This is a genomic window from Verrucomicrobiota bacterium, assembly GCA_037139415.1.
Classification (GTDB): Bacteria; Verrucomicrobiota; Verrucomicrobiia; order Limisphaerales; family Fontisphaeraceae; genus JBAXGN01.
The window spans coordinates 20,901-43,592 of sequence record JBAXGN010000004.1 but is presented as its reverse complement, the minus strand read 5'-3'; the positions used below and the strand labels follow the sequence as shown (position 1 = coordinate 43,592).

General features: G+C 56.6%; 17 protein-coding genes and 1 pseudogene. 6 read left to right on the top strand and 12 right to left on the bottom strand.

What is annotated here, in order from left to right; translation table 11 throughout:
* The first annotated feature begins 58 nt into the window (after positions 1-58).
* From WCO56_01390 to WCO56_01370, 5 genes are all read left to right on the top strand, one after another.
* Entirely contained in the window at positions 59-1,195 is a 1,137-nt protein-coding gene (locus WCO56_01390) for an AAA family ATPase (protein MEI7728191.1), read from the top strand.
* A gap of 48 nt (positions 1,196-1,243) precedes the next feature.
* Positions 1,244-1,717, top strand: a complete 474-nt coding sequence (gene ilvN / locus WCO56_01385) for an acetolactate synthase small subunit (GenBank protein MEI7728190.1) — start codon at positions 1,244-1,246, stop codon at positions 1,715-1,717.
* A gap of 150 nt (positions 1,718-1,867) precedes the next feature.
* The gene (locus WCO56_01380) at positions 1,868-3,301 is read left to right on the top strand and encodes a hypothetical protein (GenBank protein MEI7728189.1); all 1,434 of its coding nucleotides are present in this window, start codon (positions 1,868-1,870) and stop codon (positions 3,299-3,301) included.
* Entirely contained in the window at positions 3,288-4,877 is a 1,590-nt protein-coding gene (locus tag WCO56_01375) for a tetratricopeptide repeat protein (GenBank protein MEI7728188.1), read from the top strand. The genes WCO56_01380 and WCO56_01375 overlap by 14 nt, the downstream gene beginning before the upstream one ends.
* A gap of 25 nt (positions 4,878-4,902) precedes the next feature.
* Positions 4,903-5,007: a hypothetical protein gene (locus tag WCO56_01370; protein MEI7728187.1), complete on the top strand. Its 105-nt coding sequence runs from the start codon at positions 4,903-4,905 to the stop codon at positions 5,005-5,007.
* A 187-nt stretch (positions 5,008-5,194) separates the two neighbouring features.
* Here WCO56_01370 and WCO56_01365 read toward each other — a convergent pair whose 3' ends face one another.
* The 12 genes and pseudogenes from WCO56_01365 to WCO56_01310 form a co-directional block, all read right to left on the bottom strand.
* Complete coding sequence (locus WCO56_01365) at positions 5,195-5,848, bottom strand: response regulator transcription factor (GenBank protein MEI7728186.1); 654 nt, start codon at positions 5,846-5,848, stop codon at positions 5,195-5,197.
* A 9-nt stretch (positions 5,849-5,857) separates the two neighbouring features.
* Entirely contained in the window at positions 5,858-7,573 is a 1,716-nt protein-coding gene (locus WCO56_01360) for an MASE1 domain-containing protein (GenBank protein ID MEI7728185.1), read from the bottom strand.
* The gene (locus tag WCO56_01355; GenBank protein MEI7728184.1) at positions 7,570-8,343 is read right to left on the bottom strand and encodes a class I SAM-dependent methyltransferase; all 774 of its coding nucleotides are present in this window, start codon (positions 8,341-8,343) and stop codon (positions 7,570-7,572) included. Before WCO56_01355 ends, WCO56_01360 begins: the two co-directional genes overlap by 4 nt.
* Before the next feature lie 133 nt (positions 8,344-8,476).
* A complete protein-coding gene (locus tag WCO56_01350; protein MEI7728183.1) occupies positions 8,477-10,663 on the bottom strand; it encodes a hypothetical protein in 2,187 nt (728 codons plus the stop codon).
* Positions 10,656-11,663, bottom strand: a complete 1,008-nt coding sequence (locus WCO56_01345) for an NAD-dependent epimerase/dehydratase family protein (GenBank protein ID MEI7728182.1) — start codon at positions 11,661-11,663, stop codon at positions 10,656-10,658. Before WCO56_01345 ends, WCO56_01350 begins: the two co-directional genes overlap by 8 nt.
* Positions 11,654-12,769 carry a glycosyltransferase family 2 protein gene (locus tag WCO56_01340; protein ID MEI7728181.1) on the bottom strand — a complete coding sequence of 372 codons (1,116 nt, stop codon included), beginning with the start codon at positions 12,767-12,769 and terminating at the stop codon, positions 11,654-11,656. Before WCO56_01340 ends, WCO56_01345 begins: the two co-directional genes overlap by 10 nt.
* A 4-nt stretch (positions 12,770-12,773) precedes the next feature.
* Complete coding sequence (locus WCO56_01335; protein ID MEI7728180.1) at positions 12,774-13,358, bottom strand: hypothetical protein; 585 nt, start codon at positions 13,356-13,358, stop codon at positions 12,774-12,776.
* Positions 13,359-13,659: 301 nt separating this feature from the next.
* Positions 13,660-14,286: a YceI family protein gene (locus WCO56_01330; GenBank protein ID MEI7728179.1), complete on the bottom strand. Its 627-nt coding sequence runs from the start codon at positions 14,284-14,286 to the stop codon at positions 13,660-13,662.
* A 54-nt stretch (positions 14,287-14,340) separates the two neighbouring features.
* Entirely contained in the window at positions 14,341-15,744 is a 1,404-nt protein-coding gene (locus tag WCO56_01325) for a Gfo/Idh/MocA family oxidoreductase (protein MEI7728178.1), read from the bottom strand.
* 364 nt (positions 15,745-16,108) lie between these two features.
* Positions 16,109-17,842 (bottom strand): matrixin family metalloprotease, encoded by a 1,734-nt coding sequence (locus WCO56_01320; protein ID MEI7728177.1) that lies wholly within the window; start codon positions 17,840-17,842, stop codon positions 16,109-16,111.
* On the bottom strand, positions 17,839-18,399 hold the full coding sequence (locus WCO56_01315) for a hypothetical protein (GenBank protein ID MEI7728176.1): 561 nt from the start codon (positions 18,397-18,399) through the stop codon (positions 17,839-17,841). The genes WCO56_01320 and WCO56_01315 overlap by 4 nt, the downstream gene beginning before the upstream one ends.
* 60 nt (positions 18,400-18,459) lie before the next feature.
* Positions 18,460-18,711: pseudogene (locus WCO56_01310) on the bottom strand (DUF933 domain-containing protein).
* Between the two features lie 570 nt (positions 18,712-19,281).
* Here WCO56_01310 and WCO56_01305 point away from each other — a divergent pair.
* Positions 19,282-22,527, top strand: coding sequence for a family 78 glycoside hydrolase catalytic domain (locus tag WCO56_01305; protein MEI7728175.1), 3,246 nt, complete (start codon positions 19,282-19,284; stop codon positions 22,525-22,527).
* Positions 22,528-22,692: the final 165 nt, after the last annotated feature.

Below are 22,692 nucleotides of genomic sequence, written 5' to 3'. Positions count from 1 at the left end.
GTGCATAAGTGGTGGGAACCCGGCGGCCATAAACCCAGGCTGACAACCATTATTTTACATGACTGACAAGAACGGAAATCATAACAGTAAATCCGGGCTGAAGAATCTTTCCACGCCTCGGGTGTTCATTGCCGCCACGCGGCAGAACGACGGCAAAACGACCGTCTCCCTGGGGTTGCTGGCCGCGCTGAAAAAGCATTATCCCCGCGTGGGCTACATCAAGCCCGTCGGCCAGCGTTTCGTCGAGATCGCTGAGCATAAGATTGATGAAGATACCGTCCTGATGGACAGCGTCTATAAGCTCAATTGCCCCTTGGTGGATATGTCGCCCATTGCGGTGGAGCCGGAATTCACGCGCCGTTACCTCGAGGCGGAGAACAGCGGCGAGTTGACCGGTAAAATCCAGCGCGCCTTTGATCGCGTGGCGTGGGAGCGCGATTTCGTGCTGTGCGAAGGCTCGGGTCATGCGGGCGTGGGGGCGGTGTTTGATCTCTCCAACGCGCAGGTGGCCAAGGCGCTCGGGGCCAAGGTCATCATTGTCGCGCGCGGCGGCATCGGCAAACCGATTGACGAAGTCACCCTCAACCAGGCGCTGTTCGAGAAGGAAGGCGTCGAAATCATCGGCGTGATCATCAATAAAGTGTTACCGGAAAAGCTCGGTTACATCACCGAGTTCACCCGGCGCGGGCTCAAGCGCAAAGGGCTGAACCTGCTGGGAGTGCTGCCATACCTGCCCATCCTGACGCGGCCCTCTTTGGGTTCCCTTCAGGAGGAACTTCACGCGGAGTCCTTGAACCAAAGCCCGCAGATGAATAATCTGGTGACGGATATTGTCATTGGCGCCATGAGCGTCCACCAGGCGTTGCCCTGCTTTCAGCCGGGCGTCCTGGCCATCGTTCCGGGCGACCGCGAGGACATCCTGCTCTCCACCGCCGCCGCCATTGGCACGGGTGGCATCGCCGGGTTGGCGGGGCTGATCCTCACCGGCAATGAACGGCCCGGCCCGTACCTGATGGGCCTCATTGCCAAACTGCCGTTCCCGGTGCTGCTCGCCCGGGGCGACAGCTACGAAGTGACCTCCCGCGTGCATGACCTCACCGTCAAGACCCGCCCGGACGACACCGAGAAAATTTGCGCCATCCGCGACCTGATCGCCGAGCATGTGGATGTCCCCAAAATTCTCGCGTCGCTGTGAAAATCATAATTGCCCCGCCTCCGGATCGCTGGTAACCTACTGCACGTTATGCGACATACGATCTCAGTGCTCATGGAAAACAAATTCGGCGTGCTCACCCGCGTGGCCGGCCTCTTTAGCGGGCGCGGTTACAACATTGACACGCTGAACGTGGCGCCCACCTCCGACCCCAAGGTCTCCCGGATGACCATCGTCACCCGGGGCGACGACGCCACCATGGAGCAAATCACCAAGCAATTGGATAAGCTCGTCAACGTCATCAAGGTCACCGACTACCGCGAGGGCGAATACGTGGATCGCGAACTGGTCCTCGTCAAAGTGGGTGTGAACTCCGAGACCCGCTCCGAGGTGATGCAGATCACCGACATCTTCCGCGCCAAGATCGTCAACGTCGAGCCCCAGAGCCTCACCATCGAAATCACCGGCGGAGAAGTCAAGGTGGACAAATTTCTGGACCTCATGAAAGCCTTCGGCATCCAGGACCTCACCCGCACCGGCAAAGTCGCCCTCCCGCGGCATTAATGGGTTAGCTGGCCCGCCCGGCCGCTGTTTGGTTGATGACGGGCCGAAGTTTTGAAGCCTTTTTTGCCATTGCCTTTGCGGTGATTGGAATATAGCTTGGCTCATGTGCCGTGTTGGTAAACAAACAAAGGCAATGCGGTATCAGTGATTATGTTTACGACCGCGACAAAACTGGAAGATGTTTTTAAAAACTTAACGCCGACACCTTTGGAAGACCCGAGGGAATATAAAGCGTTTTATTGCAAAGAACTCAATGAGTTGCGCGGCATGGATAAAATCGCTTTGCTGGCACGCGGACTGGAGCGTTCCTATCACGCCAATTTTTTCAAGGCTCTGGTAATGGGGCATGTCGGGGTCGGCAAATCCACCGAATTGACGCGGCTTGAACATCTCGCCGAAGAACAATATCGCGTTATCCGATTCAGTGCTGATAAATGCCTGGATCCATTGAGTTTCCAGCCCTTCGACGTGTTGCTGCTCATGATGATGGAGATTGTGGAACATACGGCCAAACCCATCGAAAAGGGCGGTGCCGGGCAACGGCCATCAGAGGAACGACTTAAGGAAATCTGGGATTGGTTTTCGAAAGAAGAAACCACCATCAAGCAAACCAACGCGACGGAAGTGGCTGCTGGTGCCGGGATGGATACTCAAGGGGCTCTGTGGTGGGGCAAAGCGCTGGGTTTGTTCGCAAAACTCAAAGGCGAGATTCGGTTTGGCAATGTGCGGGAGAAAGAGCGCATTGAATATCGGCTAAACCGGTTGGATACGTTGGTGGACATCGCCAATCGGCTCATCCAGGAATGCAATCAATCACTGCGTGATGCCGCGCGTAGGGAATGGCTTTTTGTGGGGGATGGGTTTGAAAAGGATTTCATTGCCGCGCGCACCGAACAGTTGCTGGTCACCTACGCCAACTTTTTCAAACGACTCGAAACCCACTTCATCTTTACCATTCCCATTGCGCTGGGCTACTCCCAACGGGCCAACCTGCTTCCAGTCCAACGCGAGTTGGTTGTCTGCATTCCCGACACCATGATCTTTGATCAAAAGCACGACCGACACCCCAAGGGGCGGGAGGTTTTGACAAAGGTGGTTGCGGCCCGCATGGACCTCGCGCTTTTTGCTCCCGATCAACTCGAACGGCTCATTGTTGCTTCCGGTGGTAATCTGCGCAATTTGTTCTCCATGATCAATCTTGCGTGCGACCTGGCCTTAGTGGGTGGTGCGAAGCAACTGGCGGCATCCTTCGTTACATCGGTCATCAAGGATTTGCGCAACGATTATCTGCGCCTTCTGGGCGAAGACCTCTATGATCGCCAAACCGAGGAAGGCAAGCCCCGCAGTGAACCGATCACCTACGAAAAAAAGGCCGCTCGTTTGCTGGATATTTACGCAGGCAAGCCGACCGCCAAGATTTTTGACCCGACCCTCAATTCTCTATTGCGTTCCCGCGCGGTTCAGGAATTTGTCAATGGCGATACTTGGTTCGGGGTGCATCCCTTGGTGGTGGACATTCTGATTTCACAAGAGAAACTCAAGCCTGCCCAAGGCGAAAGCATTGTTCCCGGTGGAACCACCTAACTCCAGCGCCGTTGGCAGCGTGGCGGAGATTCAAGCCCGCCTGCGGCTTTGGTGCCGGCACGCGCCCAAAGGATTTGCCCGGCTGGAATACACCACCGAGGCGGCGCGCAAAGCCCTGCTGCAATCTTTGCGCCTGGCGCTGGCGGAGGACCAGACGCCGTTCACCGAAATCGAACTGCCAATGGGGCTCTCTCCCACCGCCTTGGTGCGGCTCCTGGTGGAACGGTTGGAAGCCCTGCCGGATGGCGTCGTCTCCATTGCCAATCTTGGCAATGCCCTGCCGCAGGATGAACTCGAACTTGCCAAGGCCCTCTACGCCTTTAATTTCAACCGCGAGAACCTGGCCCGGCCCGGCCTGCGGCAAATCTGGTGGATGTCCCCCTGGTTCACGGATGTCTTTCTCCGGGCGGTGCCCGATTTGAACTCCTGGTTCATGGTGCGGCTGCAGTTGTTGGAGACGCTGGTCGCCCCGCCGTCTGAGAAACCGTCCGTGGCGGAGTTCAAACCCACCGTGCCGGTGGCCGATGCCCGCCGCCGCTCGGCTGACCTCATGCAACGCTTTGCCAACGCCCTAAAGGCCGGGGAAAACCCATGGACTGCCCGGGAGCAACTGGCCGCACCGGCCATTGACTCGCTGTTGGATGCCGGTTTGATTCGTGAAGCGTCTGATTTGCTGGATCAGGTCAACGCACGCATGGCCGAGGCCAAAGCGAGTTCCGAAGCTTTGGGAGAAAACCGCGCTCTCTCCAAAGCTGACGCGTATGTGCTGGGCCGCCGGGCGCGGCAATTACACCAACTGGGCCAATATGATGCCGCGGAGCCGCTGTACCGCTGCGCCTTGGAAACCATGGAGCGCGTGCTGGGGCCGGAGCACCCTGACACGCTTTCGAGCCTGAACAACCTGGCCATTTTGCTGAGTGGCAAAGGAGACGTGGCTGCCGCCGAATCGCTGTACCGCCGCGCCTTGGAAACGCGTGAGCGCGTGCTGGGGCCGGAGCACCCTGACACGCTTTCGAGCCTGAACAACCTGGCCATTTTGCTGAGTGACAAAGGGGACCTGGCCGCCGCCGAACCGCTGTACCGCCGCGCCTTGGAAACGAGCGAGCGCGTGCTGAGGTCGGAGCATCCGGACACGCTTGCTAGTCTGAACAACCTGGCTGTTTTGTTGCGTGACAAAGGGGACTTGGCCGCCGCCGAACCGCTGTATCGCTGCGCTTTGGAAACACGCGAACGCGTTTTGGGACCGGAGCATCCGGACACGCTTAAAAGCCTGAGCAATCTGGCCAATTTGCTAAAGGGGAAAGGCGCCCTGGCTGCCGCCGAACCGCTGTACCACCGCGCTGCGGAAACCATGGAGCGCGTGCTGGGGCCGGAGCACCCCGACACGCTTAAGAGTCTGGACAACCTGGCCATTTTGTTGAGTGAAAAAGGGGACTTGGTCGCCGCCGAACCGCTGTACCGTCGCGCCTTGGAAACGGCGGAACGGGTCTTGGGCAAGACGCATCGCGATACTCAGCGTTATCAGCGCAATTTAGCCGAACTCTTGGCGGCGGCGGCGAAAGCCAAGCCGGCATAAGGCTGGCCGACAGTATTCCTGCGGAATCACCGGCGGAGAAGTCAAGGTGGACAAATTCCTGGACCTCATGAAAGCCTTCGGCATCCAGGACCTCACTCGCACCGGCAAAGTCGCCCTCCCGCGTAATTAGGGGATTAGGCTCCCCGCCATCTCGCAGCCCGGTTTGGTGACGGGGTAGCAGCTTGAACAGTCTGGCTATTTGGTTGCGCGAAAAGGACGCACTGACTACCCGCTGAACCGCTCTGTCGCCGCGATGCTGAGACATCTGGTCGAGTAGGAATTGATGCCAACCGCTGGCGCGCATGTTCCCTGCGCATTCAGTTCTCTTTCAACCATCCTTGTCGCAGGGCAAAACGGACGATGTCGGTGCGGCTATGAAGTCCGAGTTTTTCACCGATGCGGGCGCGGTAAGTCTCCACGGTTTTTACGCTTAGCCCCAGGCGGACGCCGATTTCCTTATTGCTATAACCCCAGGCATAGAGGATCAGCACTTCTTTTTCCCGTTCGCTGGGCTCGGCGGTGCCCGGCTCGCCATTGGTGGAACCGCCCCCGGCTTGACTGGACAACGCCTTGCCTGCCAGTTGGCGGTCAAAATAAAGCCCGCCCTCCATGACGGTACGAATCGCCTGGACTAATTCATCGCCCGCTGACCGCTTCAGCACATACCCGCTGGCTTTGGCCTGACACAGTTGGCGCAGATAGGTTTCATCCTCATGCACGGTCAGGGCCACAATTTTAATTCCCGGCAATTCGTCCTTGATTAATTGCGTGGCCTGCAAGCCGTTCAATTCCGGCATGGTGAGGTCCATCACGATCACATCCGGCTGAAGTTTGCGGGCCAATTGCACGGCTTCCCGGCCATTCTGTGCTTCACCGACGACCTGCATGTCCGATTGACTGTTCACCAAGAGTCGTAATCCTTCGCAGACTACGCGGTGATCGTCGGCCAGCATGACGTGAATTTTTTTCATGGTGACGGGTTAATCTACCATCCGGGCGTCCAGGGGAACGCGGACAAACAAGGTTGTGCCCTGGCTTGGACTGGACTCAATCTCCAAAGTCCCCCCCACCAACATGACCCGCTCCTGCATTCCCATCAGCCCCAACTTCATATTTACGTCGGTGCTTTTCAATACCGTTTCGGCGTCAAAGCCACAGCCATCATCTTCCACAATCAAGGAAAGTTGATTATGCCGGCGTTCCAACAGGACGCTTACGCGTTTGGCGCGGGCATGGCGGCTGATGTTGGTGAGGGCCTCCTGGGTAATCCGGTACAGCATGGATTCGACTTTGGCAGGCAGCCGCACGGATTCCATTCCATCACTGTGGAAATCCCCCTGCACCCCATTTTGCCCGGCCCACTCGGTTACATAGCGTCGCAACGCGACATCCAGGCCGAAATCATCAAGAATGGCGGGACGTAATTCCCAGGCCAAACGATGCACGGTTACCATCAGACTATCCGCCAACCCGTCCAGCCGATGGAAGCCGGCCTGTACCGATTCGGCCATGCCCGTCTGCTTATTGAGCATTTTCAGGGAGAGCTTGATGGCGGTCAACTCCTGGCCCATGCGATCGTGCAACTCGTGCGAAATCCGGCGGCGCTCGATTTCCTGCACTTCCACCAAGCGGCGCAAGGCTTGCGAGTGGGCATCTTGCGCCTGTTGCCGCCGCACCATTTCTTTCTCCAAGAGGCGGTTGGTTTCGGATAATTCATTGGTGCGTTGCTGCACCCGGATCTCCAACTCATCGCGCGCCTGGCGCAGATCCTCGCGAATCTGGTTGCGCTGGACAATAATGGCGGCCACCAACAATGCCAGAATCGAGTTCACCGCCAGGAAAACCTGGAATACCAGCAGCGACTCCGCCGGCTGCGCCTTGGCAAAATAGCCGTATCCGTGAAACGTTCCCCATAACGCCAGTGCCCCCAGGACAAAGGTCGTAATGATCGTTTCGCGCGGACCAAAGCGAAACGCCGCCCACAGTAAAAACGGCAGGCAAAAATTGGGCATCCAATAGGCCCGCGCCTCGGGGGGCAGGAAATCGCCAAAGACGACTTCCCCAAACAGGATCAGCAGGCTGAGGAGCAATACGTATTCCAGCCTCTGGCGGCGAAGCCAGGCATGGCGCGGGCTGTCCCTCCAGATGACAATGAGCGGTGTGAATACCAGCACGCTGACCACCTCACCCAGCCAACAACTCAACCAACTATACGCACGCCCCGCCCAGAAAATATAGTGCTGCAGCGAAGGATATTGCACGCCGACCGGCGGACTCACCAAAGGGCATAGCATCCCTGCGAGCACTGCAAATTTCACGATGTCCCACGGATGTAAATAGAATTTCCGTCCGTTGGCGAACCGGTTCACCATCCAGGCCGCCAGCAGGCATTCCATCACCTTGCCTCCGGCGAGCAGGAAGGATAAGGCTGGATTCCGGGAAATTTCCAAATCCGCCATCAAGGCACCCACGTAAATTCCCGGCCAGAAGCGATATCCGGAAAGGATAACGATGGCGACCCCGATGCCCATAGGCGACCAGATGGGAGTCACTCCCGAACTGGCTTGCGACAGCACGTATCCCGACAACCCAAACAGCCAGAAAATTATCGCCACGCCCAAATTTTTGATCGGGTAAATCCATAACGCGGGCTCTTTCGGCGGCGGCGCCGCGCCAGATTGTACTGCATTCATCATGGCAGGTTGGACGGCTTTACAGTCGGATTTATTGAAACGCATTTGGAAAGCTTTTGTGCCGTCACAAACAGCGAACTGCCAAACGGTTTCCAGGGAAACCAGGCATTCTCCAATCGCGTCACTCGTTCCAACCAACGGTTTAGCCAGCTTGGTGGCAAATCCAGGTCTGATTGCGCTTCCTGGTCCGGCAGGCAACGAAGCCGAAGCCGCTGCCAAGCGCGTGCCATAAAAATCCCAGGCGATACGAGGCACGGCCAAAAGCGTGCCTGCACCCGTTCAAAGCGGGATGGGGGGAACAACCGGATCACGTCTCGCCGGGTGAACCGTTGCTGAATACCCACGCACCGGTCGTGGGCACCTCGGAATGCCGCCAAGGCGGGCAGGTTCATGATCAATAAACCACCGGGAGACAGCGCTTCGTGAAGCTGCCGGATCACCGTCATTTGTTCCTCGCGTGAAAAAAAATACAATGTGTCAGTGCTGATCAGCGCTTCGGCCTTTGTTCCCGGCCAGAACTGGCCAAGTTCGCGCAAATCCCGCTGTTCCACTGGCAATCCTCGTTGTCGGCAGATCCGAACGGCCTCGGGAGAAATATCGCAACCTTGCATGTACCGATAGCCTTGATGTTGCAGAAATAATAATAAGCCTCCCGTGCCGCAACCGGCATCCACAATCCGGGTGGCGAACCGGCTTGGACAGGCGTCCAATGCGTCCGCGACCTGCTGATGGAGTGCGCGATACCACCATAGGTCGCCTTCGACTCGCGCCATTTTCTGATATTCTTCCGGGCGGTTTAGCATGTGGCACCGTCCATAACAAACACTCGGGCTAAATCGGCCACCCACGCCCGGTTTTTGGCGGATGGCCGGACTGTGAGGCTGGCGGGCATCTGGAGTTCAGGTTTCATGGTTTGGGTGGGCGTGCTCGATACGTTCCCTCGTGTATCACTCTGGTGTACGCCAGGAAGATTTCATTGGAATAGGCGAGCTGGTACATATTGGTGGTGGGTATCAGCCCTGACTTTAGTTCTTGGATGGTCAGAATGAACACGTCGGGACAATCGGCAATTTTGGTTTCATTATATAAAATCGAAGCGTACTTATTGACCAATCGCTCGTTTTCGCTGCGCGGCATGACCAGTAAAAACGGGGATTGGCTCGGCATTTTTTTCACCACCTCCAGTGCGGCGGTGGAATAATCTTCTTCCCGGGAAAATTTATAATCCATGGTACACCAATATTTGGCGCATCCCAGCCAATAGTTCATGACATGATTTTGCTCGATGAACGCTCCAAAACACTCCGGACTTAAGCTGAATATCTTCAGCACTTCGCAAAGCCGGTGTTCCAGTTCCGCGTCGCTTAACGTGGAATAGGCGTTATCGGGCAGGAAGGTTCGTTTGTCATGAAACGCCGTGAGCAGAAAGTACACCTCATTACAAAAAGTGGCGAACGAGCGGGTTCGCTGCAATTCCGGGTTCACCCTGAACTCACGGTCCAACGCCCGGAAATTTTCCCGATAACGATTTCCTGAATCCGCCCAGGGAACCACGGTTTCCTGGCGGGAAAGTTTGGTGAACCCCACCGCCGCCAACGCACTCTCGCTGCCCAACAACACTGTCATCGCCAGCATTGCCCCCACCACGCACGCCCCCGGCCCCCCCGGTGCATGGCCAAACCGATCCAGCCAGCCCGCCAATTCGCGCGGGGTGCATACTGTGACCAGCCGCCCCGCCAGGATCAATAATGCATACGAATAAAAGAGCGGGAGTGTGGCAATGAGATAATGGTAGATCTGAGTGCTGGTACCGAGCAGGAATAATTGGACGGGCTGCGCCAACCACGCTGCAACGACCATGCTGAGACAGAACAGCGCGAGATCGCGCTCTGCCTGATAGTTTTCCATGGTTGTGGGCAGCGGCGTGGAACCTGCATCCCCTTCCGCAGGTTTCCGGTGGTCGGTTGGTGTTCCACTGCCAGGCTGATCGCGATCTTCTCCGGTCACCTTGGTGCGGTGGATCAACGTTCGGGCCGCCCAAATGACACAACTGGCCAGCAGACATACAACCCCTAAACGCAACCAGGGCGCATAGCCGGGCAGCAGCCAGAGTTTTGACCGCGAATAGGTGGCCATCCCAATGCGCAACGCGCTGTCCGGACTTTCAAAATAGCGTTGCATCAGAAAATACCAACCGAACAGCAATGCCCCGAGCATGGCTCCCCCAAGGAACCGCCATGGACCGCGGCCATGGTTGGCCAGCATGGTGCGAGTGAGCACTCCGAGCAGCAACAAACCCAGTGCAGAAACTGAATACGGGTCGCCCTGAACCAATAAGACCAGCAAAGCGCCCACGGCGATCCCCTGTTTCACGGATGGCAGGTGCAACTCGTGCCATTGCCGAACCATCCAGTAGAGCGCCAGTACCACGAATGGTTCTGTGCCCATGGGGCGTGGGATGCGTTTGGCAAAAATATGCAGATCCAACAGCGCGGGAAAGGACCATTCCATGGCGGTGGTGTTAAACAGTTTTACCAATTCGGCCAGGCTGCCACCCAACTTGCCGCACAATGCCTGAAGCGCGCCGGTGGCCAGGAGCGTCCCGAGTAACAAACTACTGAATTTGCCAAAGCGACACTGGCGCAACAACAGCACCACGGAAAGAAAATATACCAGCGATAGCAGCACGTCCGCCACCATGTAGCCGGCCTCTCCAAATACGGCATAGGCCAGCGCGTTCGGCAACAAGATCACCACCTGGGTACCAGCGATCCCTTTCCCATGGTTGACAACATCAGCGGGATCCCCAAAATTGAGCTGGCTCAGGGCGGTAATAACCGGCCAGACCTGATTATCACCCTGATGCCGATACATGATGATTTCCGCCCAGGATGCCTCGGGCCAGCGCACGAATGACCCGATCCAATACGCCAGCGCGGTTAAAATCACCACCCCATGAAACGCATAATGCCATTTCCGTTCAGGAATCAGCACCGCGCGGAGATCGGTTAAAAACCCTGGGGTGGCGGTCTCCACTTGCGCGGGTGCCGACTGCACACTGGCGGGATGTTTGGTCTTCCTGCGCTCAAACATACTGGTTCAAGTTGGCCCGGAAAAAGTCCAGTGTAAGCGCCAGCCCCTTCGGGAGTGGAACGTGTGGTTGCCACCCCAGCACCTTACGGATCAGGCTGAAGTCGGCATAGTAATTGCCCACGTCAATCTGCTTTCGCTCGGGGGGAAACGCGCATTGCACGAAGTTGCCGCCGGAATTAATCCGCACCAACATTTCGGCCAGTTCCTGCAAGTTGATCACTTGGTCGCCGCCCAGGTTGAAAATTTGTCCCGTGGCTTGGTTACTGATAATCGCCATGAGCAGCGCATCCACCGCGTCATCCACATAGGTAAAATCGCGCTGCTGCTGGCCTTCCCAAACCTCAAAGGATTGTCCTTCCAGCAACTGCCGAATCCATAATCCCAAGAATGTCTGTCGGGCATCTTTGACGCGCATGCGCGGACCATACGTATTGGTAAGGCGCAACGCGCTTGTCGTTAGTCCGTAACGCCGGTGATAGAGAATGTGATACCACTCGCCGGCCATTTTATTGATGCCATTCACGTCCACCGGGCGCAGGATATGTTTTTCATCCACCGGCAGATAGTCGGGTTCGCCATAGACTTGGCGCGTGCTGGCAAAGACCACCCGGATGCCGGGGTTGTATTTGCGGCACGCTTCGAGGATGGATAGTTGAGCGCGACAATTAATTTCCATGTCCGTGTAAGGATCATGCATCGAATCCAGATGGCTGGTTTGTCCCGCCAGATTGAATAGGAAATCCTGTCCGCGCACCAGGTATGACAGGCTATGTTCGTCCCGCACGTCCGAGATATTGACCAGCACGCGGTCCTCAATGCCGGCCAGGTTGAACAGATTGCCACCATATTCGGGAATCAGGCTGTCCACTAACGTGATCCGGACCTCATGCGCGGCCAACCGGCGGGCCAGACTTGAACCGATGAAGCCCAACCCGCCGGTGATTAGCACTCTCCGTTCGGAAAACTCCCGCGCCATCAAGTTCTCCAGGCTCAATGGCATAATACGCTTTCGCCGACGATGGCGGCCTCCTTGCGGGATTTGCCATTCACTCGCGCGACCATGGGTTTCGCGGAAAATCGGGCCCCGTTGCGCACCGGTCCTGATAGCATCTGCCGGATGATGTATTGCGGTGCGCTGTTCAGATGCATGTAAATGCGCCCCACGTATTCCCCCACAATACTCATGACCAGCAGGGTGCATCCGCGAAAGAACCACATTGACGCATTCAGCTTTTGATACTCGCCGGGCTCCGGGATGTCCGGAATGGCCCAAATAACCAAGGTGTAAAGACCATACAACAGCCCCAGCGCCGCCATGATGAAGCCAAAGGTGCCCACCAGCCGCAACGGGTATAAACTGAAGGCGACCACCATATTTCCCCAAAGCGATACCAGTTTGGCCAGCGTGTAGCCGGATTCCCCCTGCTGGCGGTTGTGGTGCTGAACTGTGACCGCGCCAATATTGCGGGTGGTGCGCAAAATAATCGCATCCAGATAAGGATCGGGGCCGGTGTATTGAATGACCTGTTGAACCACAAAGCGGGACATGACTTTGAAGCTGGATAAATACAGGTCGGCCGGCTTATTCAGGACCCAACTCGCCATGCGGTTGTGCAGGCGACTGGCCAGGTTTCTGAACGGATGATGCATTTTTTCCTGATAGCGGGAATACACCACATCATACCCCTTGGCAATTTCCACCAGCATTTTATGCACCTCGGAAGGTGGATTTTGAAAATCATCATCCATGATGACACAGTAGTCGCCATCCGCGTAGTTCAGTCCGGCCATCACCGCGTTGTGTTCGCCAAAATTCCGCGCAAGTTGGATAAAGGTAATCCGTTCGCCATGCGTCTCGCGCAATCGTTGGCACGCCGCCGCCGAGCGATCCGTGCTGCCATCATCCACCAGCACGATTTGAATGCGCCAGAACCCGGTTAGCTCGTCAATCAATCGATCACAAAGCGATTCGATGCTCCCCTCGGCGTTGAACACCGGAATGACTACCGAGACAAGTGGCAGCGGAGATTCTGGCTCATTGAACCCAATGGGAGGGGGGGGCTGATGTTCTGGATTCCAGCGGGGTTGTTCGTTGGTGTATTTCATACTACTACGTATTATTTGAATGGGCGTTGGAAGCGGGATGCTTGCGAAACTCGGAACAAAATTCCAGATGCGCCTTGTCCGCCACCGCGCGCAAATATTCCGATACCGCATCAAAATGAACGTGTGGCGGGTCGGAGACGGTGACGAGCGCCAGCATGGTCCCCCCCGTTACGGTTCGTAATGCCACCCAGTGGTCCACCCAGGCGCAAAGCGATACGGGCCATTTATTCTCTCCATATACGGAAACCACGATAATATCTGCTGCTGCTGCTGCTTTTATCGCCGTTGTGGAAATTTCATAAAGTTTTGCGTCAGGTACGTGCCACCAATGAATCTCCGCATGGTCGCCGCCCACCAATTCCGTCACCCGGGCGCAAACGGTGGCTGCCCATGCGCGCGTCAATTCATCCTGATAGGCAATGGTGATCAACAGCCGTTGCGTTTTATCTTCCAGTGCTTGTGCGGTTGGCGCGCCTTGCTGGCACGTCACCACCAGCTTATCCATGGCATTCTGTTCCTGGGTGCCCCCAGATGGTCCGGCGTTTAACGCGTTTCCTGGCTCACTCGTGTTGGTGATTGAATGGTTCACTGTGCAGACAGTGCCATATATGAGATTCTCCCGGCAGTCAGGAAGATGCCGCTAACTGTGTCAGGGATTTCCCTGACAAGCCCGTCAAGGATGGTAAAGCGCTTTGGAGCCGATAACTATGGTTTTGGTTTCCAACCTTGGTTGTCCGCCTGAAATAAACGTACGATCAGGTGCATGAACCATTCAAAGCGACATAGCCACCGCATGATGCCCTTCTCCAAAGAAAAACCGCGATGAATGAGACATTCATCGCGGTGGTCTCGCCCGTTGGGGTGGAAACGGGCAAATGGGTTATGGCAGGTTACTTGGCAACCGGAGCGACGCGCCAATTGACAATGACTTTGATATCGTCACCGGTCTTGATCAAGCCCATCGCCAAGGCAGGGCTGGGCGGTTTGATGCCGAACTGGGTGATTTTAAGGGACACCGTGCCGCTGATTTTCAGGTTATCTTCCTCGACCTTTTGGATCGTAATCGGCATGTCAATTTTGTTGGTCACACCGTGAATGACGAGGCTGCCCTTGGAATCACATTCCGCCGCCGTGGTGGCGGTGGCGGGTTTCTTGACGGTCAATTCTTCGAGCAGGTACATGATTTTACGGAACTCGGGTTGCTTCTCCACTTCCATGTGCTCATACATCACGTCGTCCATTTTCGCGCCACTGCTGCTATGCAGGGTGTTGATCGGGATGATGACCTTGGCTTCGCCGGCGACCTTGCCGACCTTGGCGAGCGCGGCGTCGTCCAGTTTGAGCAAGCCGCTGATCAGTTTGCCTTCCACCCACCAGTCGTGGATGTTGGAGGTGCCCTCGACGCGGGCCTTGGTGTCTTCGCCGGGCTTGGACTTGAAGTCCCGGACTTGGGCGGAGGCCGTCAGGGCGGAAACCAGCGCCAGACTCATGGTGATACGAATGATTTGTTTTTTCATAAATAGTTATTTTGGTTGGGTTATGATTTATGTTTGTTGTTTAAATGATTTTGCTTACACTTCGAACCATTCCTTTGAATAGGTAATGCGCTCGCCCTTGATGGTGGCTTCGTTGGCCTTAATGACCATCACGGTGGCTTCATAGGCCTCCTGCCAACCAGCGGCGGGCAGGCGCACTTTTTTGAGGGTATCCGCCAGGTATTCGCGCAGGGCCTTCTCATCCTTCGGATCGAAGGCATCGTCGAAGTTGGTGACTTCCTGGCCGAGGACCACACTGTTGCGGACGAACGATTCCATGGCCGTAGCCAGCGAGGTGATGGCGTACGGCAATTCCTCGACCTTGACGGTAACGATCTTGGTGGCGTTGGCAGCGAGGGAGATGCCGGCTTCCTTGTAGGCCACGCCTTCTTCCTTCTTGGCATAGACTTCCCAGCCCAGCAGCGGGGCGTCCGCTTCCTTGAACATCCAGGCTTTTGACCCGCGAGTCACGACGGCAGCATCCGTGCCGTGCAGCACCTCGTATTCACTTTCGTACGAGTTGCCCAGTGTGGCATCGTAATAAAACCCTACCTTGTTGGGGAATTCAAACAACGCCTGCACGGTGTCGAAGGCCGTGCGATCATCGTTATCCTTGTTGCTGTTGTACAACGCGACATTGCCGAACCCGTACACGGATTTGGGCTTGGCTTTGAGGAACCAGGACAGCAAATCCACCTGGTGAATGCCCATTTCCCCGATCAGACCCAGCGAGGTTTCCTGATACAACCGCCAGTTGAGGTCCTTTTCGCGGTCGGGATTCGGCGAGGTGCGGCGTCCGCTGGTCTTCTTGGCCCACTGGGCGCGGGCTTTGAGGATCGTTCCGGCGGCACCGCTACGGATGAATTCAATGAGTTTGTAGTTCTGGGGATCGGCGCGCTTCTGCAAACCGGTCTGGAAATTGGAGCGGGGCGATTTTTTGGCGGCTTGGGCAATGGCGCGGGCATCTTCCAGCGACCAGGCCAGCGGAACCTCACAATAGACATGCTTGCCGGCGGCCAGCGCGGCTTCCACAATTTCGCGATGCTTATGGGTCGGCGTGGCGATCACCACGGCTTGGATGGCTTTGTTTTCCAGTACCTTCTTGTAATCAGGGTTCGTATCTGCTTCCGGGGCCAGTTCCTTGCACCGTTTGACCATGGGCTCGTAGGTGTCGCAGATGGCCGCCACTTTGGCGGAAGGCATCTTGGAAAGGGCCGTCAGGATATCCCGCCCTTGCAGACCAAGTCCGATCACGGCCACTTGCAGCGGCGGACGCCCGGTCTTCTTTTCCGCAGCGGGGGCAGGGGCGGCGCTATCGGCTGCCAGAATGGGTACACCTCCCATGAGGGTCAACAAGCTGGCGGCGGAGGTGCCGCGTAAAAAATCACGTCGCTTGAGGTCGGAACCCCAAGTCATCACTGGCTTTTTAGGCAATTTCATAACCATTTTATTTTACTTTGAGCCTGCCAAAAATTATTCGCAGGCCAGTCTTCACCCTACCGGGCAAACATCTACTATTTAATGGGCGCAGTTCCCTACCAATTTCGGAGCCATCATACTTGCCATAAATTGTCATTCAATCAACATTCCATGGCTAATGCACTTTTTTCCACCTCATGGAGGAGGCCATAACCCGTGCTACTGATATGACGGTGAGCGCGGGGTAGATATTCAGGTAAACCGGGAATTGATGTGGCGATTCAGGTTGTCAAATGGTCGCGTGGGATGGTCCCGGGCAGTCTGAGCCGGGCTCAACGCAAACGGTTGTACTCTGCAAATCGTGCTGCTAATGGCAAGCACGTCACTACGGCAACACTTGGATTCGGTAAAACTTGCGTCCCGTAGGCGCCCCGGCGTCGAAGTACTGCGCCCCGGCGTTGGTCGCGGTGACGGGTGTCCCTAGCGGGGTCCAATTCCCAGCGGGGGAAGGTCCGGGGCGGCTGAACAGTTGGTACTTTTTCCCGGCCACACTCTGCCACTTGATGGTGGTGCCGCTGGCGGAAATGGTGGTGCTCAACACGGATAAGACTGAAGCTTTATTGGTTGGATTGGTGCCGGCGATGTATTCCTGCAGGTTATTGAGGCCGTCGTTATCCGGATCGGCGTTCGGCCCGGCCTGCGGATCGGTGAACACGGGAAAGTATTTTCGCTGAAAGAGGTCGTTTAAACCGTCAAAATTCTGGTCGGGAATGGCCGGGGGAATTTGCAGGAAACCAACGGCGTGTGCCAGTACATTATCGTTCGTGCGGAGAATAATCAGGCTGCGCACGCCCGGCGTGGCATTGGTGGCGACGGAAATCGTCACGGAAATCGAGTTCAAAGGCCCAGCCAGGTTAGGCTCGATGACGGTAGGGCCAATCGTGAGGCCATCCCCCAGGATTTGCAGCACCGCGCCATTGGTAGGCAGGTTGGTGGACATCACCCCCACGATGACATTGTTATCCCCGGGATTCACACTAATGGCCCCGCCGCCGTAGCTATAATTATAGCGGATATATTGGATTCGGAATGGTGGCGCGCCGTTGGTGACACTGATGTTAAACCCATTCGTCACGCCGGCCGTCAGGGTGACAGAATAATTGGTGGAGGGATAAAAGTTCGTCTGTGGACTGCTGGTAAAAAACGGCTCATTAAGCATCGCCGGGTTGACCAAGCCGAACCCATCCATCGGCGTCACCCGCAACCAGGCGGGACCTGGCGGCAGCAGGGGCACGGCATAATAGCCGTTGCTCCAGGTCAACGTGGAGGCCAGCACGGAACCATTGGTGCTTTCCACGGTGACAATGGCTCCCTTGACACCGCTACCGGCCAGGGTGACGTAACCGGTCAGGCACCCATAATTGGCCGCTGGGTTCGTGGCGGCGTAAAAGCTGCGGGCAAAGGCAATTTCATCGGACAACAATCGAATCTGCCCTTGAATGCCGCGGCCCATGGTGGGAAACATGATCTGGCCGCCAATCGGCGAATGCGCCATGCCTAGGCCGTGTCCCATCTCATGCATGACCACTCCCTCAACGAAGTAATTGGTGTTAGCGGCATCCGTAATATCCGTAAACCAGGATTTATTGATGCCGTTGAGGGCGATATCCGCCTCGGTGATCGTATTGCTCGAATAGGAATAAAAACAGATGCCCAGACTTTGGGAAATATCCGTGGTGCCATTCAACAGGCTCGTGTCCTTCTTCCAAAAAATAACATTGGTTCCGTCCGAAGGGTTGACGTTGGTGATGTTGCTCAACAACCCGGCGAATTCAAATTTGATGAGGGTATTCGGGATGGCCTGCCATTGCCCGAGCGCCGCCTTGATGGCATTGATCTCAGCCGTGGTGTTGCTGGTGGAGAACGCTTCCGCCCCGATATAAAAACGAATCGCCTTGGTGCTGCGGCTGAATGAGTTGGTGGGGACACTGACCGGTGGATTGGTCAGGTTCCATTGCAACGGCTGGGCGTACGCATTGTAGCGGTCCACATATGCCAACGCGGAGAAGCACGGCAGACCAACGACCAACACCCAAAAGAATCGTTGCCACCGTTTCATTTGGCCTCCTGAACGCTCTTTTTTAAATCGCCCACGGTTAACGGCGAACTTGCAGGGAGGGCAACTGTCCCTTTGGAAAGCGAGCTGATTGGCAGCAACTCCTGCCCTTGCCCATGAAACGGATTGTGGACCAGCTTCTGCGCTTTATCCGGCCCTGGCTGCACCTCGAATTTACCTTGGGACATTCCCACGCAAACCCAGGCATTTTCAGGCGCTTGGAGCAGGAACACCACTGCCTCCTCGCCCACGTTGAACTCGACTTCGCTAGTGACATAAAGACCCTGCTCGCCCAGGATGCCGCCGGCATAACGGATTTCGATATGATTGGTGCCAAGTTGACCGCGCCACACATCGTCCACTTGGAAATCCACCGCCGTATAAATCACGCCCGCCGGGTTGCGCTGAATGGTTAGGCTTAAGGCCCGACCTTGAACCACGAGTTGGGCGTTCGTGGACAGTTTCTCGATGTCAGCCGGAATCATTTCCGCCGCCGGGCAGGCGAACGCGGCCAACCACCAACCAACCATTGTGATGGTGAACAACCTTATAACTACCATACGCGAAGTTAACACGAGATTTGACATCGGCAACCGCGCCCAGAATTTTTCTGGCCCCCGCTATTTATTGAACCGGAAATTCACCACATCATAATCCTGCATCACGTACGTCTTGGTTTCCAGCCGCTGTTTGCCGGCGCGCTTGGCTTCCGTCTCTCCGCCCGCCGCCTCAAAGTCCGCGAAACTGATGATTTCCGCGCGGATAAAGCCTTTCTGAATATCGGAATGGATGCCGCCAGCGGCATCCCAGGCGGTCGCGCCCTTGCGAATCAGCCAGGCCCGGTTTTCCTTGCCGCCCACCGTGAGGAAACTGATGTAGCCGCCTTCCGCCACGGCGCGCAGCATCAACGCATCCGGCTCGGCCAGCTCTTCCGCGCGCGCCACGACAATCGGACGATCCGTGACGAAATTATGCACCGTTACTGCTCCCCGCTCCTCGGGCGACAGCCCAGCCTGGCTGACAAATTTTTCACCTTCGAGGGCAGCCTTGATTTTCAGCAATGCGGCACGCTCAGCCTCTGGCGGAGTGCGCTCTAGCCGGGTTTCCACAAACTCCAGATCCCGGAGGATCAGGTCTGCCTTGCCCTCCTCATTGGTCAACACCGCATCCGAGGTCACGAGGTCTTCCTCCCCCACCGCGTCCACTTGGGCATAGGCTTTTTTCTTCGCCTCAACCAGCTTATCGGCCAGATCCAGCCGCGGATCCTTCAAATTCACTTTGCCAGCTTTGACTTCCGTAATGCTAATCAGACAAATTTTCATGTGTATGCTTGGTTAAATCTGGGCCTAGCATAGGCGTCCGTTGCCTCCGTGGCAAGTGTTTCGAAAATATCATTTACGCTTTTGGTCGGGTTGTCTTTATGGCATCAATAGCACAAATTTATGCTTTCATATCAAACTAGTTTGCCAACTACGCCCAAGTCCCGCAACTTTGGCGCTTGGAGCGTGGGTATGCTCATTCTCCTCGGCGGGTGGGCGGCTGCCCAAGCTCCCGATTCCCTGGCCGTCATGGATTTGCGCTGTGAATATGCCGTCAACCCGTTGGGCGTGGACACGGCGCAACCGCGAGTATTCTGGAAACTGCAGAGCAGCACACGCGGTCAAAAACAAACCGCCTATCAGGTACTCGTGGCAACCACGCAAAACACTTTGGCACATCACCAAGGCGATCTGTGGGATAGCGGCAAGGTGATTTCGGAAAGCAGTATTCAGACTCCCTACGCCGGTGCGCCCTTGAAGTCTTCCCAACGGGTTTTCTGGAAAATCCGGGTTTGGGACAAAGATGGCAAGCCTTCCACTTGGAGCCAGCCGGCTTCGTGGACGATGGGTATATTGCGCGAAACCGACTGGCAGGCGCGCTGGATCAGCGCCGAGGGCGCACAGATATCCCCCCGCAAGGCACGTGGCTATCATGCCAGCGAGGCAGGCCATGCCGACGACACCAAGTGGGTACAGGTGGATTTGGGCCGGGCCTTGCCAGTGTCCGCCTTCCGGCTGCATCCGATGCGACACGAGAACAAAGATGGTTTCGGATTTCCCATCCGGTTCAAGGTGGAAACTGCGACGGATGCAGAATTCACCAAGCCCGATGTGGTGGCCGACCATACCGGTGCGGATTATAAGAATCCGGGTTATCGGTCCGTGACGCTCAAGGCCAAGGAGGTCACGGCCCGATATGTGCGGGTGACGGTCACCCAATCATGGCGGCGCGACACCAAGTTCTGTTTTGCGCTGCAACAGTTGGAAGTGATTTCGGGCAATACCAACGCGGCGGTGGGTGCCAAGGTCACCGCCAAGGACAGTGTGGAGAATTACGGTTGGGGCAAAGATTCCCTGACGGATGGCTTGGGTCTCATCGGCGGCGCTTCGGCAAAATATCAAACGCTACTGGTCCGACATGAGTTCTCGTTGAAACCCGGTTTACAACGTGCCGTTGTGCATGTATGCGGCTTGGGCCAGTATGAGCTGAGTGTCAACGGTCAGAAAGTCGGGGCCGACCTGCTTGCTCCCGGTTGGACGAAGTATGACAAAACCTGCCTGTACGACACTCATGACATCACTCCAATGTTACAGACCGGACGCAATGCGGTGGGGCTGCTGCTGGGTAACGGAATGTATAACGTGTCCGGCGGACGCTATACCAAGTTCAAAGGTTCGTTTGGTCCGCTGAAAGCCATCGCCCAACTGCACCTGGAGTACGCCGATGGCACCAGCCAGATCATTGGCACCGGCCCGGAGTGGCAGGTTGCGTCCGGCCCCATTACGTTCTCCTGCATTTATGGTGGGGAAGACTATGACGCCCGCCTGGAACCCAAAGGCTGGAGCCAGCCTGGTTTTGCCGCCACCCAGTGGTTTCCCGCCCTGTGCGTCACGGGGCCGGGTGGTACGCTGCGCGGACTCAGCAGCGCGGCTCCGCCGCTGCGCGCGTTCGACGTGTTGCAACCTGTGAGTGTCAAGGAACTGTCGCCCAGGGTGACGGTCTATGATCTGGGCCAGAACGCACCTCTCATGCCGCGATTTCGGGTTCACGGCCCGCCTGGAACGTCGATAAAAATCACCCCGGCAGAACTGCTGAAGAAAGATGGTCCTGTGGATCGTGGTTCCGTCGGTGGTGGCGAGGCCTATTGGAAATACACGCTGTCGGGCGACACCAGCGAAACCTGGTTCCCGAAATTCTGGTATCACGGCTGCCGTTATTTGCAGGTGGAACTTGAGCCGGCAGCCGGCAATGACGCGTTGCCCGCAGTCGAATCCCTCGAAGGTGTGGTGGTGCATTCTGCCTCGCCGCCCGCGGGTGAATTTTCCTGCTCGAATGAACTGTTCAACCGCATCCGCACGCTCATTCGGTGGGCGCAGCGCGCGAATATGGTCAGTGTGCTTACCGACTGTCCGCATCGCGAACGCCTTGGCTGGTTGGAAGAGTATCACCTCAACGGCCCCTCGCTGCGTTATGAATGGGACCTGGCGCAACTTTTCACCAAAAGCATGAATGACATGGCTGACTCGCAGACAGAAGCGGGTTTGGTGCCCGACATTGCCCCGGAATATGTCGTTTTCAACGGCGGATTCCGTGACTCGCCGGAATGGGGCAGCGCCTTTCTGCTGGTGCCCTGGCAACAGTATGAATGGACCGGCGACCTCGCATTACTGCGCCGCCATTATGCGGGCATGAAGCGTTATGTGATCTACTTGGGCAGTAAAGCTACGGATCACATTGTCAACCACGGCTTGGGTGATTGGTATGACATCGGTCCCAAGCCCCCCGGCGAGGCGCAGTTGACGCCGCGTGCGCTCACCGCCACCGCGTTCTATTTCAAGGGTGCCTGGGTGATTGCGCAAGCCGCCAAACTGCTTGGGTACCAAGAAGACGCTGAAAAATATGCGCTTCTGGCGGATACGATTCGCACCGCTTTTAATACAAAATTCCGTAACCCGGACACCCACCAATATTCGACCGGATCGCAGTGTGCGAACGCCATCCCGTGTGTGCTGGACCTGGCGGATCTGGCAGAAAAACCGGCGTTGGTCGCGGCATTGGTCGCCGATGTGCGCGCCCGCACCAACGCACTCACCGCCGGCGATGTTGGTTTCCGATACCTCGTGCGTGCCCTGGCTGACGGCGGGCATTCGGAGGTGCTGTTTGATATGAACAACCAGTCTGAGCGGCCCGGTTACGGCTACCAACTCAAGCAAGGTGCCACCAGCCTCACCGAGGCCTGGGATGCCCGTCGAGGATCGTCGCACAATCATTTCATGCTGGGCCATATTCTGGAGTGGTTTTATCAGGACGTCGCGGGAATTGGCGGCGATCCTGCCGGCCCGGGCTTCAAGAGAATCCTCATCAAACCCCAACTCGTTGGGGATCTCACCTGGGCTCGCGGCAGTTACGATTCGATCTACGGAGGCATTCGCACCGACTGGAAGAAAACCGACGGTCAATTCACCTTGCAGGTGACCATCCCGCCAAACACCACTGCCACCGTATTTGTCCCGGCGAAATCCGCTGCCGAGGTGCGGGAAAGTAACCTCGCGGCGCAAGCAAGTCCCGGGGTGCAGCTCCTGCGCCAGGAACCGGGATATGCGGTTTTCCAGATTGCGTCCGGTTCCTACCAGTTCCAGGTGCGGTAAAACCCGGTCTTTGACAGCCCCGGCGATTTGGTAAGGTGAAGACATGCAAATACTACATGCGCATGGCGGATTGAATATGGTTGCGACGCGTTCCGATTGCGCCACCAACAACCTGTCCTATTCGTTTGACCGGATGCCCGTTTGCCGTTATGCTATCTCAATTGA

Bases quoted from the DNA above. Each gene is read 5' to 3' on its own strand.
- WCO56_01360 (MEI7728185.1), bottom strand. From the start codon at position 7,573: ATGATGAATGCAGTACAATCTGGCGCGGCGCCGCCGCCGAAAGAGCCC.
- WCO56_01380 (MEI7728189.1), top strand. From the start codon at position 1,868: ATGTTTACGACCGCGACAAAACTGGAAGATGTTTTTAAAAACTTAACG.
- WCO56_01365 (MEI7728186.1), bottom strand. From the start codon at position 5,848: ATGAAAAAAATTCACGTCATGCTGGCCGACGATCACCGCGTAGTCTGC.
- WCO56_01330 (MEI7728179.1), bottom strand. From the start codon at position 14,286: ATGAAAAAACAAATCATTCGTATCACCATGAGTCTGGCGCTGGTTTCC.
- WCO56_01350 (MEI7728183.1), bottom strand. From the start codon at position 10,663: ATGTTTGAGCGCAGGAAGACCAAACATCCCGCCAGTGTGCAGTCGGCA.
- ilvN (MEI7728190.1), top strand. From the start codon at position 1,244: ATGCGACATACGATCTCAGTGCTCATGGAAAACAAATTCGGCGTGCTC.
- WCO56_01325 (MEI7728178.1), bottom strand. From the start codon at position 15,744: ATGAAATTGCCTAAAAAGCCAGTGATGACTTGGGGTTCCGACCTCAAG.
- WCO56_01355 (MEI7728184.1), bottom strand. From the start codon at position 8,343: ATGGCGCGAGTCGAAGGCGACCTATGGTGGTATCGCGCACTCCATCAG.
- WCO56_01340 (MEI7728181.1), bottom strand. From the start codon at position 12,769: ATGAAATACACCAACGAACAACCCCGCTGGAATCCAGAACATCAGCCC.
- WCO56_01305 (MEI7728175.1), top strand. From the start codon at position 19,282: ATGCTTTCATATCAAACTAGTTTGCCAACTACGCCCAAGTCCCGCAAC.
- WCO56_01345 (MEI7728182.1), bottom strand. From the start codon at position 11,663: ATGCCATTGAGCCTGGAGAACTTGATGGCGCGGGAGTTTTCCGAACGG.
- WCO56_01390 (MEI7728191.1), top strand. From the start codon at position 59: ATGACTGACAAGAACGGAAATCATAACAGTAAATCCGGGCTGAAGAAT.
- WCO56_01320 (MEI7728177.1), bottom strand. From the start codon at position 17,842: ATGAAACGGTGGCAACGATTCTTTTGGGTGTTGGTCGTTGGTCTGCCG.
- WCO56_01315 (MEI7728176.1), bottom strand. From the start codon at position 18,399: ATGGTAGTTATAAGGTTGTTCACCATCACAATGGTTGGTTGGTGGTTG.